General features: G+C 66.4%; 14 protein-coding genes. 9 read left to right on the top strand and 5 right to left on the bottom strand.

Annotation, left to right across the window (positions count from 1 at the left end):
• Positions 1-37 precede the first annotated feature (37 nt).
• The 7 genes from ACX40Y_RS00275 to ACX40Y_RS00245 all read left to right on the top strand — a co-directional run bounded on the left by ACX40Y_RS00275 (position 38) and on the right by ACX40Y_RS00245 (position 6770).
• Entirely contained in the window at positions 38-397 is a 360-nt protein-coding gene (locus tag ACX40Y_RS00275) for a VOC family protein (RefSeq protein ID WP_459117527.1), read from the top strand.
• Positions 398-459: 62 nt separating this feature from the next.
• Positions 460-909, top strand: a complete 450-nt coding sequence (locus ACX40Y_RS00270) for a MarR family transcriptional regulator (RefSeq protein WP_459117526.1) — start codon at positions 460-462, stop codon at positions 907-909.
• The gene (locus tag ACX40Y_RS00265; protein WP_459117525.1) at positions 906-2951 is read left to right on the top strand and encodes an FUSC family protein; all 2046 of its coding nucleotides are present in this window, start codon (positions 906-908) and stop codon (positions 2949-2951) included. Before ACX40Y_RS00270 ends, ACX40Y_RS00265 begins: the two co-directional genes overlap by 4 nt.
• Positions 2948-3163, top strand: a complete 216-nt coding sequence (locus tag ACX40Y_RS00260) for a DUF1656 domain-containing protein (RefSeq protein WP_459117524.1) — start codon at positions 2948-2950, stop codon at positions 3161-3163. The genes ACX40Y_RS00265 and ACX40Y_RS00260 overlap by 4 nt, the downstream gene beginning before the upstream one ends.
• Positions 3160-4041 (top strand): efflux RND transporter periplasmic adaptor subunit, encoded by an 882-nt coding sequence (locus ACX40Y_RS00255; protein ID WP_459117523.1) that lies wholly within the window; start codon positions 3160-3162, stop codon positions 4039-4041. The genes ACX40Y_RS00260 and ACX40Y_RS00255 overlap by 4 nt, the downstream gene beginning before the upstream one ends.
• Positions 4038-5450, top strand: a complete 1413-nt coding sequence (locus tag ACX40Y_RS00250; protein WP_459117522.1) for an efflux transporter outer membrane subunit — start codon at positions 4038-4040, stop codon at positions 5448-5450. The genes ACX40Y_RS00255 and ACX40Y_RS00250 overlap by 4 nt, the downstream gene beginning before the upstream one ends.
• Positions 5451-5525: 75 nt before the next feature.
• Complete coding sequence (locus tag ACX40Y_RS00245; protein WP_459117521.1) at positions 5526-6770, top strand: hypothetical protein; 1245 nt, start codon at positions 5526-5528, stop codon at positions 6768-6770.
• A gap of 29 nt (positions 6771-6799) precedes the next feature.
• On the opposite strand, the gene ACX40Y_RS00240 is transcribed toward ACX40Y_RS00245, so the two are convergent.
• The 4 genes from ACX40Y_RS00240 to ACX40Y_RS00225 all read right to left on the bottom strand — a co-directional run bounded on the left by ACX40Y_RS00240 (position 6800) and on the right by ACX40Y_RS00225 (position 11587).
• Positions 6800-9004 (bottom strand): xanthine dehydrogenase family protein molybdopterin-binding subunit, encoded by a 2205-nt coding sequence (locus ACX40Y_RS00240; RefSeq protein ID WP_459117520.1) that lies wholly within the window; start codon positions 9002-9004, stop codon positions 6800-6802.
• Entirely contained in the window at positions 9001-9984 is a 984-nt protein-coding gene (locus ACX40Y_RS00235) for an FAD binding domain-containing protein (protein WP_459117519.1), read from the bottom strand. Before ACX40Y_RS00235 ends, ACX40Y_RS00240 begins: the two co-directional genes overlap by 4 nt.
• A complete protein-coding gene (locus ACX40Y_RS00230; RefSeq protein WP_459117518.1) occupies positions 9984-10493 on the bottom strand; it encodes a 2Fe-2S iron-sulfur cluster-binding protein in 510 nt (169 codons plus the stop codon). Before ACX40Y_RS00230 ends, ACX40Y_RS00235 begins: the two co-directional genes overlap by 1 nt.
• Positions 10494-10579: 86 nt before the next feature.
• The gene (locus ACX40Y_RS00225) at positions 10580-11587 is read right to left on the bottom strand and encodes a potassium channel family protein (protein ID WP_459117517.1); all 1008 of its coding nucleotides are present in this window, start codon (positions 11585-11587) and stop codon (positions 10580-10582) included.
• 207 nt (positions 11588-11794) lie between these two features.
• On the opposite strand from ACX40Y_RS00225, the gene ACX40Y_RS00220 reads away from it, so the two are divergent.
• Entirely contained in the window at positions 11795-12016 is a 222-nt protein-coding gene (locus ACX40Y_RS00220) for a YrhK family protein (RefSeq protein ID WP_459117516.1), read from the top strand.
• 27 nt (positions 12017-12043) lie between these two features.
• Here ACX40Y_RS00220 and ACX40Y_RS00215 read toward each other — a convergent pair whose 3' ends face one another.
• A complete protein-coding gene (locus ACX40Y_RS00215; RefSeq protein ID WP_459117515.1) occupies positions 12044-12745 on the bottom strand; it encodes an EAL domain-containing protein in 702 nt (233 codons plus the stop codon).
• Between the two features lie 352 nt (positions 12746-13097).
• Here ACX40Y_RS00215 and ACX40Y_RS00210 point away from each other — a divergent pair, with 352 nt between their 5' ends.
• A complete protein-coding gene (locus tag ACX40Y_RS00210; RefSeq protein WP_459117514.1) occupies positions 13098-16223 on the top strand; it encodes a TonB-dependent receptor in 3126 nt (1041 codons plus the stop codon).
• The last annotated feature ends 36 nt before the right edge of the window (positions 16224-16259 follow it).

Here is a 16259-nt window from a genome sequence, read left to right as displayed (position 1 = left end):
CCGCGTCGGGCGGACGGCGGGCATCGGGGGATAAACGATGGCAGTGACGGGGATCGGTGGCCTGTTCTTTCGTGCGAATGATCCGGCGGGATTGCAGGCATGGTATAAGACGCACCTTGGCGTCGGGAGCGAGGGCTATTCACCCTGGATGCAATCGGGCGGCCCGACACTGTTCATGCCGTTCGACAGTGGGACCGACTATTTCTCGGCAAACAAGGGCTGGATGCTGAATTTGCGGGTCGACGCGCTCGACCCGTTGATCGTCTCGCTCCGCGAGGCGGGGATCGAAGTAAAAACCGATCCCGCCTGGGACACGCCCGAGACGGGACGGTTTGCCCGGGTCCACGATCCGGAGGGCAACCCAATCGAGCTTTGGGAGTTGCCTCGTCAAATCTGACAGGGACCATAATAGCGTACGTTCCCCTTGAACAAGATAGTTAGCGCCCTAATTATCGGCGGATGGATCGCTCACTCCTCGAACGCACACTTGCGACGCGGCTAAGCCCGACGACGCGCGCCTGGCAGCGGCTGGCCGACCAGCGGCTCGCCAGCCTGGGCGTGTCGAACTCGACCGGCTGGTGCCTGGTCTATCTCGATCGGCTCGGGCCCGATCTGAGCCAGAAGGAACTGGCCCAGGCGATCGGCATCACTACGGCATCGCTCGTCCGCACGCTCGATCAGCTCGAACAGTCGGGGCTGATCGTGCGGGTGTCCGATCCCGATGATCGCCGCGCCAATCGGCTGCGGCTCACCGAGGCCGGGCTCGAGCGGGCAAAGGCGATCGAGACGCTGCTGGCGGGCATGCGCGGCGAACTGCTCGCTGATGTGCCTGACGCCGATATCGAAGCGGCGCTGCGTGTATGCGATGTGCTGATGCGGCGGATCGCCGATTGGCGGTTCGAATCATGAACGATCGGTTCGGATGGTCGGCAGCGCTGTTCTCGCTCAAGAGCTTCGGCGGCGCGATGCTGGCGCTCTATGTCGCGCTGTCGATCGGGCTGGAGCGCCCCTATTGGGCGTTCCTGACCGCCTACATCGTCGCCCAGCCGCTCGCGGGCGCGGTGCTGTCAAAGGCGGTGTTCCGGCTGATCGGCACGACGGTTGGCGCCGTGGCCGCGGTGGTGCTGGTGCCCAATCTCTCCAACAGCCCCGAACTGCTCAGCCTCGCGCTGGCGGCATGGCTGGCGCTGTGCGTGTTCGTGTCGCTGCTCGATCGGACGCCGCGCGCCTATATGTTCGTGCTGGCAGGCTATAGCACCTGCCTGATCGCGTTTCCGAGCGTCGATGCGCCGGAGACGATCTTCACCGTCGCCAGCCTGCGCGTGCAGGAGATCGGGCTCGGTATCCTGTGCGGCAGTTTCGTCCATGCACTGGTGTTTCCCCGGTCGATCGCCCAGTCGCTGATCGCGCGTGTTGGCGCGATCCTGCGCGATGCCGAAACCTGGTCGCGTGACACGATCGCCCTGGCCGAAGTGCCGGGCGTCGACGCCGAGCGTGCGCGGCTGGCGCAGGACATCACCGAACTCCACCAGCTGTCGATTCACCTGCCGTTCGAGACCAACCGGATCGCGCCGCGTGTCCGCACCGTCCGCGCGCTGCAGGACCAGCTGTCGCTGCTGCTGCCGCTGGGCGCGGCGGTGTCCGACCGGATTGCGATCCTGCGCGGGCAGTCCGGCGCACTGAATCCGGCGGTCGTTAGGCTGCTCGCCGACGCGCAGGCCTGGCTGGCGGAGCCCGGCACCGATCCCGCGACGCGCGGTGCGGCGGCGGATGCGCTGGCGGCGCGCTGCGCTGCGCTTGAACCGACGATCGCCGCCGATGCCGACTGGACCGGCATGATCCAGCTGAGTTTGCTTGCACGCCTCGCCGCGTTGATTACCGCGCATCGCGACTGTCGTGACCTGCTCGACCAGATGGAGGTGCATCATCGCCGCCCGGTCACGCCGCGCGTCGCCGCCTTGATCGAGGGGCGGCGCAACCGCGAGTTGCACCGCGACATCGCCGGCGCGGCGCGCAGCGCGTTCGGCGCGTTCGTCACGGTAACGCTGGGCTGCGCGCTCTGGATCGGCAGCGGCTGGCAGGACGGCGGCACCGCCGTGATGCTTGCGGGCGTGTTCCTCGCCTTGTTCTCCGCCAGCGACGATGCGCTCGTGCCGCTCAAGGCGTTCGTGGTCGGCACCGGCTTCGCGATCCTGATCGGCGCCGTCTATGGCTTTGTGATCCTGCCCCGGCTCGACGGTTTTGCGATGATGGCTGCGGCGATGGCGCCGGTACTGCTGCTGTTCGGTTCGTTGATGACCTCGCCGCCCTATGGCGTGGTCGCGCTCGCCACGCTGCTCGGGGTCGGCAGCCCGTCGCTGATCTCCGCACATTATGTCGGCAATTTCGCCGCCTTCGCCAACGGCAACGTCGCCCAGCTGGTGGGCGTGTGGTTCGCGATCGTGATGACGCGGCTGCTCCAGTCCGCCGGTGCCGAACAGGCGATCCGCCGCACCGTCCGCGCCGGCTGGGCGGACATTGCGACGCGCAGCAACCTCGAAACGCCGCCCGATCTGCGCGGCTGGATCGCCCGGATGCTCGATCGCGTCGCGCGGCTCGCGCCTCGCCTTGCGGCGCGGGGCGAAGCGTCCGGCAAGCCGCTCTATGATGCGTTGCGCGATCTGCGCACCGGCGTCGCAATCGGCGAACTGCGCCAGTTGCGGATCGAGCTGCCGGCGGACGAGCGCCCGCCGATCACCGCCGTGCTTGCCGATGTCGGCACCTATTACCGAACGCTTGACGTCGACGATCCCGCCCCGGCCCAGCCGGTGCTGCTCGACGAGATCGATCAGGCGATCCATGCATTTGCCGCCAATGCGGTGCCGGCGGTGCGCCGATCGGCGGTGCTGGCGCTGGTCAGCCTGCGCCGCAACCTTTTCCCCCAGGCCATTCCTTACGGACAAACGGCATGAACGGCGAGATTTCCATTGGTGGTGTGTTCGTGCCGACGCTGCTGCTGCTCGCGGGCTTGGCGCTGGTGCTCACGATGGGGCTGATCCGCCTCGTCTCCGCCTTCGGGCTCTATCGCTTCGTCGCCTATCGCGCGCTCGTCGATCTTTGCCTGTTCGTCCTGGTTCTCGGCCTGCTGGCCTTCCTCGCGTCCCACTCGGGTATCCTGTCATGACCAATTTCCGTGCAATGCTGGCGCGCAGCGCCGCCACCATCGTCATCGTGCTGATCGCGCTGCTCGTCGCCTGGTGGATGTGGAACCATTATGAGCGCAGCCCGTGGACGCGGGACGGCCGTGTCCGCGCCGATGTCGTGCGCGTCACGCCCGATATCGGCGGGCTCGTCACCGAGGTCGATGTGAGCGACAACCAGGCGGTGAAGGCGGGGGACACGCTGTTCGTGATCGATCGCCCGCGCTACTCGCTCGCGGTTGAACAGGCCGATGCGGCGATCGCCAGCGCCCGCGCAACGCTCGCCCAGGCCAGGCGCGAGGCGAAGCGCGACCTTGCGCTCGGCGATCTCGTCGCGGCCGAAACGCACGAGCAGAATGTCGCGCGCGTCGCCACCGCCCAGGCTGCGCTGGCGCAGGCGATCACCGCGCGCGATGCGGCGGCGCTGAACCTCGAGCGCACCCGCGTTCGCGCCTCGGTCAACGGCACCGTCACCAATCTCGATCTCCACCCTGGCGACTATGTTGCCGCCGGCAAGCAGGCGATGGCGCTGATCGACAAGGACAGCCTGCGTGTCGAAGGCTATTTCGAGGAAACCAAGCTGCCGCGCATCCGCATCGGCGCGCCCGTCACCGTGCGCCTGATGGGCGAATCGCGGCTGCTTCGCGGGCGTGTCGAAAGCATCGCATCGGGCATCAACGATTCGAGCCGCAGCGATTCGGGCAACCTGCTGCCCACCGTCGATCCGACCTTTTCCTGGGTCCGGCTGGCGCAGCGCATCCCGGTGCGGATCAAGCTGCTGCAGGTTCCCGCCGATATCCGCCTGATCGTCGGGCGTACCGCCACCGTCGCGATCGAACCTGCGCCGGAGAATGGGCAATGAGCCGCGCCCGCACGCTTGTCGCGCTGGCCGCAGGGGCGTCGCTTTCGGCCTGTGCCGTTGCCGGCCCCGACTATGTTCGCCCCAGCCAGGGCGTCACCACCAGCGCCGCTGCGACCGGCAACTTCGCTTCGGCGCGCGGCCCTGCCTTTTCGCAGGCCGACCTGCCTGACAAATGGTGGCGGCTCTATGATGATCCGCGTCTCGATGCGCTGATCGAACAGGCGCTCGCGGCCAATGCCGATCTGCGCGTCGCCGACGCCAACCTCGCCCGCGCCGATGCGGTGATCGCCGAGGCGGCCGCCGGCCGATCGATCACCACCGACGCGAGTGGCGGCGTCAGCCTTGCGCGGCCATCGGGCACGGGGGAACATCTGCCCGGCGTCCTTTCCTATGATCTCGGCCTTTCGGCGGGTTATCCGCTCGATCTGCGCGGCAAGATCCGTCGCGCGATCGAGGCAAGCGTTGCTGACCGCGAAGCCATGGCGGCGGCGCGCGACAGCGTCCGCATCAGCGTCGCCGCCGGGGTTGCGCGCGCCTATGCCCAGGTCTGCGCGGCGAACTATGCGATCCAGGTCAACCAGCGCGTCGTGAAGCTCCAGGCGGCCACGCTCGACGCCACCCGCCGGCTCCAGCGCGGCGGCCGTGCCACCGCGTTCGACGTCAGCCGCGCCGAAACCGCTGTCGCGACCAGCCGGGCGACGCTGCCCGGCTATGTCGCGCAGCGCCAGACCGCGTTGTATCTGCTCGCCACGTTGCAGGGCAGGGCGCCGGCGGACTATCCTGCGGATGTCGCCGATTGCGCGACGATGCCCATCCTCACCGCGCCGTTGCCGGTGGGTGACGGTGCCGCGCTGATCCGTCGCCGGCCGGACATCCGCGCCGCCGAACGCGCGATCGCCGCCGATACCGCGCGGCTCGGCGTGGCGACGGCGGATATTTATCCGCAGGTCTCGCTCGGCGGATCGGTCGGGCTGTCCGGCCCGGCCAAGGATATCGGCGGGCCGACATCGTTCGGCTTCAGCCTGGGGCCGCTGATCAGCTGGTCTTTCCCGAACCGCCCGGTCGTACGCGCGCGGATCGCCCAGGCCAATGCGCGGATCGACGCCGATCTCGCCAGCTTCGACTCGACCGTGCTGGCGGCGCTGCGCGACACCGAAACCGCGCTCGAAACCTATGCCCGCGACATCGATCGCGCGGCGGCGCTCCGCCGGGCACGCGACAGTGCCGCGCTGTCGGCGCAGCAGGCAGGCAAGCTCTATCGCTTCGGCCGCAGCGATTTCCTGACGTTGCTCGATGCGCAGCGCAGCCTTGCCCAGGCCGAAGTCGCCTATGCCAATGCCCAGACGAGCCTCACCACGGATCAGATCGCGGTATTCCTGGCGCTGGGCGGCGGCTGGCAGACGGGCTGATTGGGATAAGACCACTTACTTACCAAAATCGATCCAATCTCTCGACAGATCGGGTGGCGACGCTAAGGTGCCGCCATGCGTCTTTCTCTTCTCTGCGCCGCCCTTGGCCTTGCAATCGTTCCTTCGACGGGCGGCGCTGCGCCGCTTCAGCCGGCGCATCATGCCCGCGACTCTGCGTCGCTGGGTGCGCTTGCCGCGTGGCTGGCCAAGCCGGACAATGCCCGACGGATCGATGACCCCGCGCTTGCCCGGCCGCTATCGCGCGCGGAGGCGGATCGTGCCCTCGCCATGCTCTCGGCCGCGCGTACCCGCAGCGTTGCCGCCGCCGAGACGGAGGCCTTTGCCGCGCGACAGATCACGATCGGCGACAAGACGTTGAAATGGGAGAGCAAGACGTTCGGCAATGCCGCGTTCGGCCATCGCAGCCTGTGGATTTCCATGCATGGCGGCGGCAATGCCGAGCCGGCGGTGAACGACCAGCAGTGGCGCAACCAGATCCGCCTCTACGAGCCCGTCGAGGGCGTCTATCTGGCGCCCCGTGCACCGACCGATACGTGGAATCTGTGGCACGAAGGGCATATCGATCCGCTGTTCCAGCGCCTGATCGGCCTTCAGGTCGCACTGAACGGTGTCGATCCGGACCGGGTGTATCTGATGGGCTATTCGGCGGGTGGCGATGGCGTATGGCAACTCGCCCCGCGAATGGCAGACCGGTTTGCCGCCGCGGCGATGATGGCGGGCCACCCCAATGATGCCTCGCTGCTCGGGCTGCGCAACCTGCCGTTCGCGATCTTCATGGGCGGCGCGGACGCCGCTTATGACCGGAACCGGATTGCGGCAGAGAAGGCGGCGGCGCTCGACCAGCTCCATGCGCAAGATTCCGGCGGCTACGTCCATATGGCCCGCATCTATCCGGGCCTGCCGCACTGGATGAACCGCAAGGATGCCGAGGCGCTGCCCTGGATGGCCGGTTTCACGCGCGATCCCTGGCCGAAGCGGGTGGTGTGGCGCCAGGACGATGTGATCCATACGCGCTTCTACTGGCTCGAAATTCCCGAGGCCGCGGCGGTCGGCGAGGGAGACACGATCACGGCCGAGGTGACCGGCCAGACGATCCGGCTGAGCGGTGACGTGCCCGCCGGGACGACGCTCCGCCTTTCGGACCGGCTGATCGATCTCGACCGTCCGGTCAGCGTCATCGTGAACGGCAAGCGCGTTCACGATGGCAAGGTCGTCCGCACCGCGCGGGCGATCCAGCAATCGCTGGTCGAACGGCTCGATCCCCGCTCCGCCGCGACGGCGCTGCTCGCGCTGAAGTGACGCCGGCGCCGGCGATCGGCACCGTGCGTTCAGGGCATCGGCAGTTCGGCCAGCAGCTTGTCCGGCGTCATCGGGAAGCTCCGCACCCGCACGCCACAGGCATGATAGATCGCGTTGCAGATCGCCCCGGCGGCGCCGCAGATGCCCAGTTCGCCGACACCCTTTGCCTGCAACGGGCTGGCCGCGGGATCACGCTCCTCCACCAGCACGACGTCGAGATGCGGGACGTCCAGATTCACCGGGACATGATATTCGGCCAGGTCCGGATTGACGATGTGGCCGTCGCGCGTGTCGAAGGTCAGCGCTTCGGTTAGCGCGCTGCCGATGCCCCAGACCATGCCGCCCATGCACTGTGATGTGGCGGTCTTTCGATTGAGCACCCGGCCCAGCCCGAACGCGCCCGAAAAGCGGCGCACGCGCGTCTCGCCGGTATAGGCATTCACCGCCACCTCGGCAAAAAAGGCGCCGTACATCGCAGCCGAATAGGCGTCGGTGATGTCGCCCGGCTCGAACCGCCCCTGACATTCGAGCGAACCGCCCGCCAGCAGGTCGGGCAGCGCGACGCGGCGATTGCCGGCGATGGCAAAGCCGTCGCGCAGCGTCAGCTCGGTTTCGGTCGTGCCCAGCTTTCCGGCCAGTTGCTCGCGCAGGCCCTCGCATGCCTCGAACACAGCGGATCCCGTCGACGCCGCGCCCCAGCTGCCGCCGGAGCCCGAGCCGGGCGGGAGCGTCGTATCGCCCAGCTGCACGAGTATGTCGCCCGGATCGAGGCCCAGCATCTCGCCGGCGATCTGGCCCAGAATGGCATAGGTGCCGGTGCCGATATCGGTCATGTCGCTTTCGACCACCGCCGTGCCGTCCGGCAACAGCCGTACCCTTGCCTCGGCGGCGTTGATGTTGTGCACGCGACAGGCATTGGCCATGCCGGTGCCGATCCACCATTCGCCTTCGCGGCGCTGGCAGGGGCGCCGGTCCGCACCGTCCCAGCCGAAACGTTCGGCCCCCAGCTTCAGGCACTCGGCGAGTTTGCGCGAGCTGTACGGGATGTCCTTGCTCGGATGCCGATCGGGAATGTTGCGCAGGCGCAGCTCGAGCGGATCGATGCCGATCGCGTTGGCCAGTTCGTCCATGGCCGATTCCAGCGCCTGCATCCCCACCGCTTCGCCGGGCGCGCGCACCGAACCGGCGGTGACCAGATTGACCCGCGCCAGCTCGATCGCCAGCCGCCGGTTCTCGCCGGGATAGAGGAACTCGCTCGCCTGCGTCACCGGTTCGGCAAACTTCTCCTGCGGCAGGTTCGAGACGCGCGCTTCGTGACCGAAGCCGATCAGACGACCATCGTTATCGGCGGCGAGGCGGATACGCTGCGTGGTTTCCGAGCGCCGCATCACGCACTGGAACACCTGCTGGCGCAGCATGACGACGCGGACCGGCCGCTTCAGCTGCATTGCCGCGACCGGCGCCGCCACACCCTCCGGGCTGATCCCCAGCTTCGACCCGAAGCCGCCGCCGACATAGGGCGAGATGAGGCGGACATTCTCCACTTCGAGATCGAGCGAGTCCGCCAGTTCCTTGCGGTTATAGGCCAGCATCTGCAGGCTCGAATGCAGCGTCAGCGTGTCGCCATCCCATTCGGCGATGCTGGCGTGCGGCTCCATCGGCGCGCTGTTGTGGCATTCGGTCGTGTAGGTGACGTCGACCGAATGGGCCGCCTGCGCCATTGCCTGCGCCAGATCGCCCTGGTCGACGGGATCGCCATGCATTTCGAACGGTGCGTCGGCATCATGCTGGTCGGTCACCGCGTCGTCGTCGGTGCGGTAGCTGAGCTTGAGATGCTTGGCGGCGTCCCGCGCCTGTTCGAACGTTTCGGCCACCACCAGCGCCACCGGCTGGCCGTAATAATCGACCCGGCGAACCTGTTGCACAGGTGCCTTGCCGGCGCCGCCCTGCGCGGCTCGCGCCGTCATCCGCTCGTCGGAGATCACCGCAATCACCCCAGGCATCGACAGCACCGAGCCCTCGTCGATCGCCACCACCTCGCCCTTGCTGATCGTGGCGGTGACGATCACGCCCTCGATCATGCCATCGATCCGGTATTCGGCGGCATAGGGAGCGACGCCCGTCACCTTGGCGGGGCCGTCCGGCCGGTCGAGCGGCTTGCCGATCACGCCCTGCACCATCGCGTCCAGCCGGTTGCGATCGTCGGGGCGGTCCATGATCAGGGAACGGGTCATGCGGCATCTCCAGTCGCTTCGCGCATGACGGCCAGCAGCGTGCGGCGGGTCAGCGGTATCTTGAAGTCATTGTCGCCTTGCCCTTGCGCATCTTCGAGCAGCAGGTCGGCGGCGGCATCGAACAGCGCGTCGGACGGCATTTCGCCCGTCAGCAACTGATCGACCCGAGGATCGTGCCAGGGCTTGTGCGCAAGGCCGCCAAAGGCGAGCGTGGCCTCGCCGATCCGGGCGCCGTCCATCCGCACCACCGCCGCGATCGAGACCAGCGCGAAGGCATAGGACGCGCGCTCGCGGACCTTGCGATAGCGGTGCCGACCGCCGATGGGTGGCGGCAGGATGACGGCGGTGATGACGTCGCCGGCTTCCAGAACATTGTCGCGTTCGGGCGTGTCGCCGGGAAGGCGGTGGAAGTCCCGCACCGGCACGGTGTGCCGCCCGCGCTTCGCAGTCTCGATCTCGACAGCGGCGTCGAGCGCCGCGAGCGCGACCGCCATGTCGCCGGGATAGGTGGCGATGCAATGGTCGCTGGCGCCCAGGATGGCGTGCAGGCGATTATGCCCGCCGATCGCGCCGCAGCCGCTGCCCGGCTGCCGTTTGTTGCAGGGCTGATCGATATTGTAGAAATAATAGCAGCGAGTGCGCTGGCACAGATTGCCGCCCGTGGTTGCCATGTTGCGCAGCTGGAAGGTCGCACCGGCGAGGATCGCGCGGGCAAGCACGGGATAGTCGCGCCGGATACGTGGATCGGCGGCACATGCGCTGTTGCTGACGAGCGCACCGATGCGCAGCCCACCGTCGCCGGTTTCCTCAATCCCGCCGAGCGACAGGGGGTTGAGGTCGACGAGCTGGCTCGGCGTCTCCACCTCCAGCTTCATCAGGTCGAGCAGGTTCGTGCCACCGGCGATCGGCCGTGCACCACCCGCCAGCAACTGCCCGGCATGGTCCAGCCCTTCGGGGCGCTGATACTGGAACGGGCGCATCAGCGGGCTCCCTGCTGGTCGGCCATGACCTCGCGGATGGCGTCGATGATGTTGGAATAGGCACCGCAGCGGCAGAGATTGCCGCTCATGCGCTCGCGAATCTCGTCGTCCGTCAGCGCCGGCGATTTCTCCAGGTCTTCGGTGACGAAGCTGGCCCAGCCATTCTGCGCCTCCGCCAGCATCGCCTTGGCCGAACAGATCTGGCCGGGGGTGCAATAGCCGCATTGATAGCCGTCGTGCCGGACGAACGCGGCCTGCAACGGGTCCAGGGCGTCGGGCGTGCCGATGCCCTCGATCGTGGTCACCACATGGCCGTCCTGCATTACCGCCAGCGTCAGGCAACTGTTGATGCGCTGGCCGTTCACCAGCACGGTGCAGGCGCCGCACTGGCCGTGATCGCACCCTTTCTTGGTGCCGGTCAGGCCGCAGCCGTCGCGGAGGAAATCGAGCAGGGTCGTGCGCGGGTCGCCCGCGAATTCATGGGTCTGTCCGTTGATCGTCAGCGACATGAAGCGCCTCCCTTCATACCGCCGCCAACGCGCTACGGGACCGATCGGTCCCGCCGGGTCGTTGGCGAACAGCCGAACGCGAGCAATCAGGCCGTGGCGTGCTCGGTCGGGACCACCTCGATGATCTGGTCGCCGGGCTGCAGCGATTGCGCCTCCGGCTGCCAGAAACCGTATCGCTGGTCGTCGCGATAGATGCGCAGGCCAAGCCCGGTGGTGATCGCCGAGAGGGGTTGGCCGATCTCGTCCGCGCGAACGCAGCGTTCGTGCAGCGACACGGCGCCGTGGAGCCCGGCCAAGTCCATCATATATTCGGCGAGATGCGATCCCGTCGTCGATCCGGCGAGCAACAGGCCGGCGAAACTGGCGGGATTGATGACCGTGTTGGCGCCGGCCTGAACCGCCAGTGCCTCATTGTCCTCCGATCGGATGACGACGCTGATCGGCAGTTGCGGGGCGATGCGGCGGGCGGTGAGCACGATCAGGATCGAGGTGTCGTCGCGCCCGGCCGCGACGATCAGCGCGCTCGCCCGCTCCAGCTGGACGGCCTCCAGCGTCGCATTGCGCGTCGCGTCGCCCTCCATCACCATCACGCCTTCGCTCTCCGCGCGGGCGACGGCTCCGGGCCGCGGATCGATCACCACGATCGCCTCGGCCGGTTTTCCGCGTCGGATCAGTTCGACCACCGCCTCGGTGCCGCTGGTGCCATGTCCGGCGACGATCACATGGCCGCTCAGATCGCGCTGCAATGCCCGCATCCGCCATTTCTCCCATACCCGCCGCAACAGGAAATCATACGCCGTGCCCAGAAAGATCAGCCATACGAACAGCCGCACCGGCGTGACGACGAACGTGTCGAACATCCGGGCGCGATCGGTGACCGGCACGATATCGCCATAGCCCACGGTGGTGACCGTGATCATCGTGAAGTAGACGACGTCGACGAAACTCACATCGCCGTCGACATTGTCCCGCAGGCCGTCGCGATCGAACCAGTGGCCGGCGAGCGCGACGCCGATCAGCGCGAGCGCGAGCACGACGCGGAAGCCCAGCGCCACCCAGGTCGGTGTGCGGCTGCGGCGGCGCAGGATGGGCATTTCCTCGGTTGCCCGGCGTGGATCTCGCGCTGCCATCACCGTTCGTCTAGCGCGCTCGCGGCCGACGAGGCAACCGTCGGGCCTCCGTTTACCGGCCTGGCGGGACGCAACGGCAGAGCCGGGAACGTTTGGCAGCGTCACTCACTTGAACAGATGTCGGCCGCGAGCGCTTCGGCCGGTAGGCCCACCACGCGAATGAAGGATCGCATGTTCAGGCAATTCATCCGCAAATATCAGTATATTCATCTTGGACTTGGCCTGATCGGCAACACGCTGTTCGTCGTCGGGTCTATCCTGTTCTTCGAACGCTTCTCGGCTTGGCATCACCTGGCGATCTGGCTGTTCGTGTTCGGATCTTGCGGCATGTGGATCGGCTCGTTCGGCAAGGCGATCGTCGAACTCGAACGGGCGAGGGCCGGGCGGCGCTGAGCGGCGCGGCGGGTGTCGCGTGCCCGATCAGGCGAGCAGGCCAGACTGCCCCAGCAGCGGCAGCGTTTCCACTGACGGCCGCGCATAGAAAAAGCCCTGATGATAATGGACGCCAAGATCGATCAGCGCGTCCGCCTCGTCGCGCGTCTCGATCCCTTCCGCGACCAGAATGGTATCGAGGTCGGCGCAAAGTGCGGCCATCGCGCGGACGATCGCGCGGCGCCGCCGGTCCGTGGCGATGCCGCGGACGAGCGCCATGTCGAGCTTCACCTCGTCAGGCACGAACTCTGCGAACATATCGAGGCCGGCGTGACCGGCGCCGAAATCGTCGATCGCTACCTTGAAGCCGATCTGCTTGTACGTTTCGATGATCGCGTTCACATGATCCGGCGATCCCATCTCTTCATTCTCGGTGAACTCGAACACCAGCCGCTCGACCGGAAGCCCGGCGGTTGCGGCCGCCGCCAATGTCAGCTGGATGCATGCGAGCGGCGAATAAACGGCGTTCGGCAGGAAATTGATCGAAAGCAGCGCCGTCGATCGAAGGAGCCCGGCCGCCATCGCCAGTTCGATCGCCTTCACCCGACATGCCTGATCAAAGGCGTAGCGGTTCTCGGGCGTCACCCGGGAAAGGACCGATTCCGCGCCGGAACCGTCGACACCCCGTACCAGAGCCTCATAGGCGAAGACATCGCCGCTGGCCGCGTTCACAATGGGCTGAAACGCCATGGTGAACGGCACCGGAAAAGCGGCGCCATTGCGACAGCCAGTGCATATCGGCTTCATCTCCATGTCATAGCAGATGCCACAGACATGCTAAGCGCCGACTAACGCCCGGCGAGAAAGTGCCGCTGCCCTGAAGAACGCCCAACCTGCGCGGGCGAGCAGTGGCTTGAGCCGCGGCCGCCGCGGGCAGGTGCGGCGCTTTGGCAACACTGGTCAATAAATGTCGTTTCGGCCGCGCATCGCTATTGTAACCGGTTACGTACAGCCGTAACCGGTTACAAAATGTTGCTCAGGAGTCGCAACCGGCCAGGGCATGGGGCTGATGGTTTCGGTGCGGCAATAAGGAAGGGTGAGGATGGCGAAGAACGCAACCCGTGCGTGCTTGGCGGGCATTTCGACATTGGCGGTGGGCGTCGCGCTGGCGATGGCCAGTCCGGCACAGGCGCAGACGTCCAATTCGACGTTGCGCGGCCGCGCGCCGGCTGGCGCGACGGTGATCGCGACCGAGGTGAACACCGGCGCCGTGCGTCGAACCACTGTCAACGCTGACGGAACCTATGTGATCGTCGGCCTGCCCTCGGGCAACTATCACGTCACCGCCGGCGACGATCTGAGCGCCGATGTGGCGGTGTCGGTCGCGTCGGTGTCGGTGGTCGACCTCGAGCCCGCTGCGGTTGAGGCGGACAATGGCAACACGATCCTCGTTGTCGGCCGGCAGCCGACGGTGGAAGTCCATTCGTCGCAGGTGAACCAGATCGTTACGCTGCACGACATTGCGTCGCTGCCGCAGTCGACGCGCAACTTCCTCGAATTCGCCGACACCGTGCCCGGCATGCAGTTCACCCGCGACCAGAAGGGCAACACCTCGATCCGCGGCGGCGCGCAGCTGAGCTCGGCGGCGAACATCTATATCGACGGCGTCAGCTGGAAGGATTTTGTCGGCAGCGGCGGCGGCACCAGCGGCAGCGGCTCCGGCTTCACCGGCAGCGGCGGCGCCAACGGCCAGGGCGATCCGGGCAACCCGTTCCCGCAGCTCGCGATCGGCGAGTACAAGGTCGTCACGTCGAACTACAGCGCCGAATATGGCGATGCGTCGAGCGCGATCATCATCGCCCAGACCAAGTCCGGCACCAACGAGTTCCACGGCGAAATCTTCGCCAACTATACCGACCAGAATCTGCGGGCGTCGCTGCCGAGCGAGACGGAGAAGGCGCGCCAGTCGAGCAAGGAGTACGGCGCGGCGCTGGGCGGCCCGATCATCAAGGACGTCGCACACTTCTTCTTCACCTGGGAACACAAGAGCCTGGCGATTTCGAACACGGTCTATCCGAACGGCGCGGTGCCGGCGTCGGCGATCGCGTTGCTGCCAGAGAGCGTCTCCAGCCAGCTCGGCGCGGTGACCAATCCGTTCAAGGAAAACCTGTACTTCGGCAAGATCGACATCGAGCCGACCGCATTCGACCGGATCGAATTCACCGGCAACCTGCGCCTGGAAACCAACATCACCGGCGCCAGCGGCCAGAACGCCGCATCGACGGCGGTGCCGTACAAGAACGACGTCAAGCGCGGTGACATGCGCTGGCAGCACAGCACCGATCACTGGGTCAACGAATTCCGGGTCTCCTATCAGGACGCCCGCTCCGCCGCAGTGGCGACTGAGGCGTCGCCCCAGTACCAATATTCCTGGTTCCCCAACGACCCCTCGGCCTATAACAGCGCGGAGAACAGCGCCTCGATCATCAATGTCGGCGGTCCCGGTTCGGGCGTCGGCGCGATCAACCGGCAATGGGGCTGGACCTTCGCCGACAACCTGACCTTCTCGAACCTCGACTTCGCGGGCAACCACACGATCAAGGTCGGCGGCACCTATAGCGCGATCAAGCTGAAGACGCAGAACGCCAGCACCGATCTGGCCAATGCCACCTATTACTATGCCGTGACGGCGGACGGTGTTGCCGACACGCCGTGGCAGGTCCAGTTCGCCAACATCGTCCCCGGCTATTCGCCGAACGTGACGACCACCGACAAGCAGTTCGGCCTGTATATTCAGGACAACTGGCAGGTGAACGACAAGCTGACCCTCGATATCGGCCTGCGCTGGGATCATGAGGAAGTCCCGGCCTATCTGAACTACCAGACGCCGTCGGCGGTGGTGTCGGCGATCAACGGATCGTTCTGCGGCGCCGACGCGACCAGCTGCGCGACGACCAAGACCTATGCCCAGGTGCTCGCGACGAGCGTGGAAGGTTCGCCGGGCATCGACATCAACGATTATATCAGCACCGGCAGCAACCGTAAGGCGCCGCACAATTTCTCGCCGCGGCTCGGCTTCTCGTACGACTTCCACGAGGACGGCTCGTTCGTGCTGTTCGGCGGCTATGCGCGCACCTATAACCGCAACCTGTTCAGCACGCTGGCGCTGGAAACCACCAAGATCGCGCTGAACAACAATCCGCAGGTGTTCTTCCCCTCGGCGCAGACGCTCAACACCTTTGGCGGCGGCCAGTGCAAGACGCAGGCCGACGTGAACCCGACCAACCACTGCTATGCCTGGGATCCGGCCTATCTGACGCCGGAAGGGCTGGCGACGCTGCAGACCAGCCCGACCTCGCACGAGGTCGATCTGATCAACAACAATATCAAGACGCCCTATGCCGACCAGTTCAGCCTGGGCATCCGCAACCGCATCGGCGAATGGAACACCCAGGCCACCCTGGCCTATATCGCCAGCTATGACGGCATCTATGGCCATTGGGGCGGCCGTTATGCCGATGGCTCTTTCTACCAGAATGGCAGCCAATGGGGTGCGCAGGGCGTGCCGGGCGTCGGATCGCTGATCCTGTGGGACAACGGCTTCAAGGACCGCAACTTCCAGGTCTCGCTCGCGGCGCAGAAGCCCTACACCAAGGCATCGGGATGGAGCGCGACGGTTTCGTACACCTATTCGGCGGCGTCGCAGAACAACTCCTATGCCTATGGCTCGGCTGGCAACATGTACATGTTCGACTATCCGACGATCGACGGCTATCCGATGCTGCGTTCGACGGCCGTGCCGCGGCACCGGCTGGTGATGACGGGCACCTATGATCTGCCCTGGGGCATCCAGTTCGGCGGCAAGGTTTCGCTCGCCACGGCGCAGTCGGTCAGCCAGATCTATGGCTGCAGCGACGGGATCGCCGGTTGCACGCCGTACAATTCGATCGGCGGCGGCACTGCCGGCATCAAGACGCTCAAGCCCGACGATTTCCTCGGCTACAAGAATATCGACGTGCAGTTCACCAAGAACTTCACGCTGGTCAAAGGCACCACCGCCTATGGCCGCGTCGATATCCTGAACCTGTTCAACTGGAAGAATTACGATCCGGCCGCGATCGTGACGACCAGCGTCGACGGGCTGCCGGTATCGGCGGCGTACGACAGCAATGGCGCGATCGTCGGGACGCCGTTCATGGTGCGGTTCTCCGCCGGGGTTCGGTTCTGATCCTGACCTGACCTGCGGGCGCCCCGCCCCCGGTTC

It is taken from the genome of Sphingomonas sp. RS6, from assembly GCF_054489705.1.
This window is presented reverse-complemented; position numbering and strand designations above follow the sequence as displayed.

What these genes read in the sequence shown, in the direction of transcription:
- ACX40Y_RS00220 (WP_459117516.1), top strand. Translation starts at nt 11,795, where the DNA reads ATGTTCAGGCAATTCATCCGCAAATATCAGTATATTCATCTTGGACTT.
- ACX40Y_RS00275 (WP_459117527.1), top strand. Translation starts at nt 38, where the DNA reads ATGGCAGTGACGGGGATCGGTGGCCTGTTCTTTCGTGCGAATGATCCG.
- ACX40Y_RS00230 (WP_459117518.1), bottom strand. Translation starts at nt 10,493, where the DNA reads ATGTCGCTGACGATCAACGGACAGACCCATGAATTCGCGGGCGACCCG.
- ACX40Y_RS00240 (WP_459117520.1), bottom strand. Translation starts at nt 9,004, where the DNA reads ATGACCCGTTCCCTGATCATGGACCGCCCCGACGATCGCAACCGGCTG.
- ACX40Y_RS00250 (WP_459117522.1), top strand. Translation starts at nt 4,038, where the DNA reads ATGAGCCGCGCCCGCACGCTTGTCGCGCTGGCCGCAGGGGCGTCGCTT.
- ACX40Y_RS00265 (WP_459117525.1), top strand. Translation starts at nt 906, where the DNA reads ATGAACGATCGGTTCGGATGGTCGGCAGCGCTGTTCTCGCTCAAGAGC.
- ACX40Y_RS00255 (WP_459117523.1), top strand. Translation starts at nt 3,160, where the DNA reads ATGACCAATTTCCGTGCAATGCTGGCGCGCAGCGCCGCCACCATCGTC.
- ACX40Y_RS00210 (WP_459117514.1), top strand. Translation starts at nt 13,098, where the DNA reads ATGGCGAAGAACGCAACCCGTGCGTGCTTGGCGGGCATTTCGACATTG.
- ACX40Y_RS00245 (WP_459117521.1), top strand. Translation starts at nt 5,526, where the DNA reads ATGCGTCTTTCTCTTCTCTGCGCCGCCCTTGGCCTTGCAATCGTTCCT.
- ACX40Y_RS00225 (WP_459117517.1), bottom strand. Translation starts at nt 11,587, where the DNA reads ATGCCCATCCTGCGCCGCCGCAGCCGCACACCGACCTGGGTGGCGCTG.
- ACX40Y_RS00270 (WP_459117526.1), top strand. Translation starts at nt 460, where the DNA reads ATGGATCGCTCACTCCTCGAACGCACACTTGCGACGCGGCTAAGCCCG.
- ACX40Y_RS00215 (WP_459117515.1), bottom strand. Translation starts at nt 12,745, where the DNA reads ATGGCGTTTCAGCCCATTGTGAACGCGGCCAGCGGCGATGTCTTCGCC.
- ACX40Y_RS00235 (WP_459117519.1), bottom strand. Translation starts at nt 9,984, where the DNA reads ATGCGCCCGTTCCAGTATCAGCGCCCCGAAGGGCTGGACCATGCCGGG.
- ACX40Y_RS00260 (WP_459117524.1), top strand. Translation starts at nt 2,948, where the DNA reads ATGAACGGCGAGATTTCCATTGGTGGTGTGTTCGTGCCGACGCTGCTG.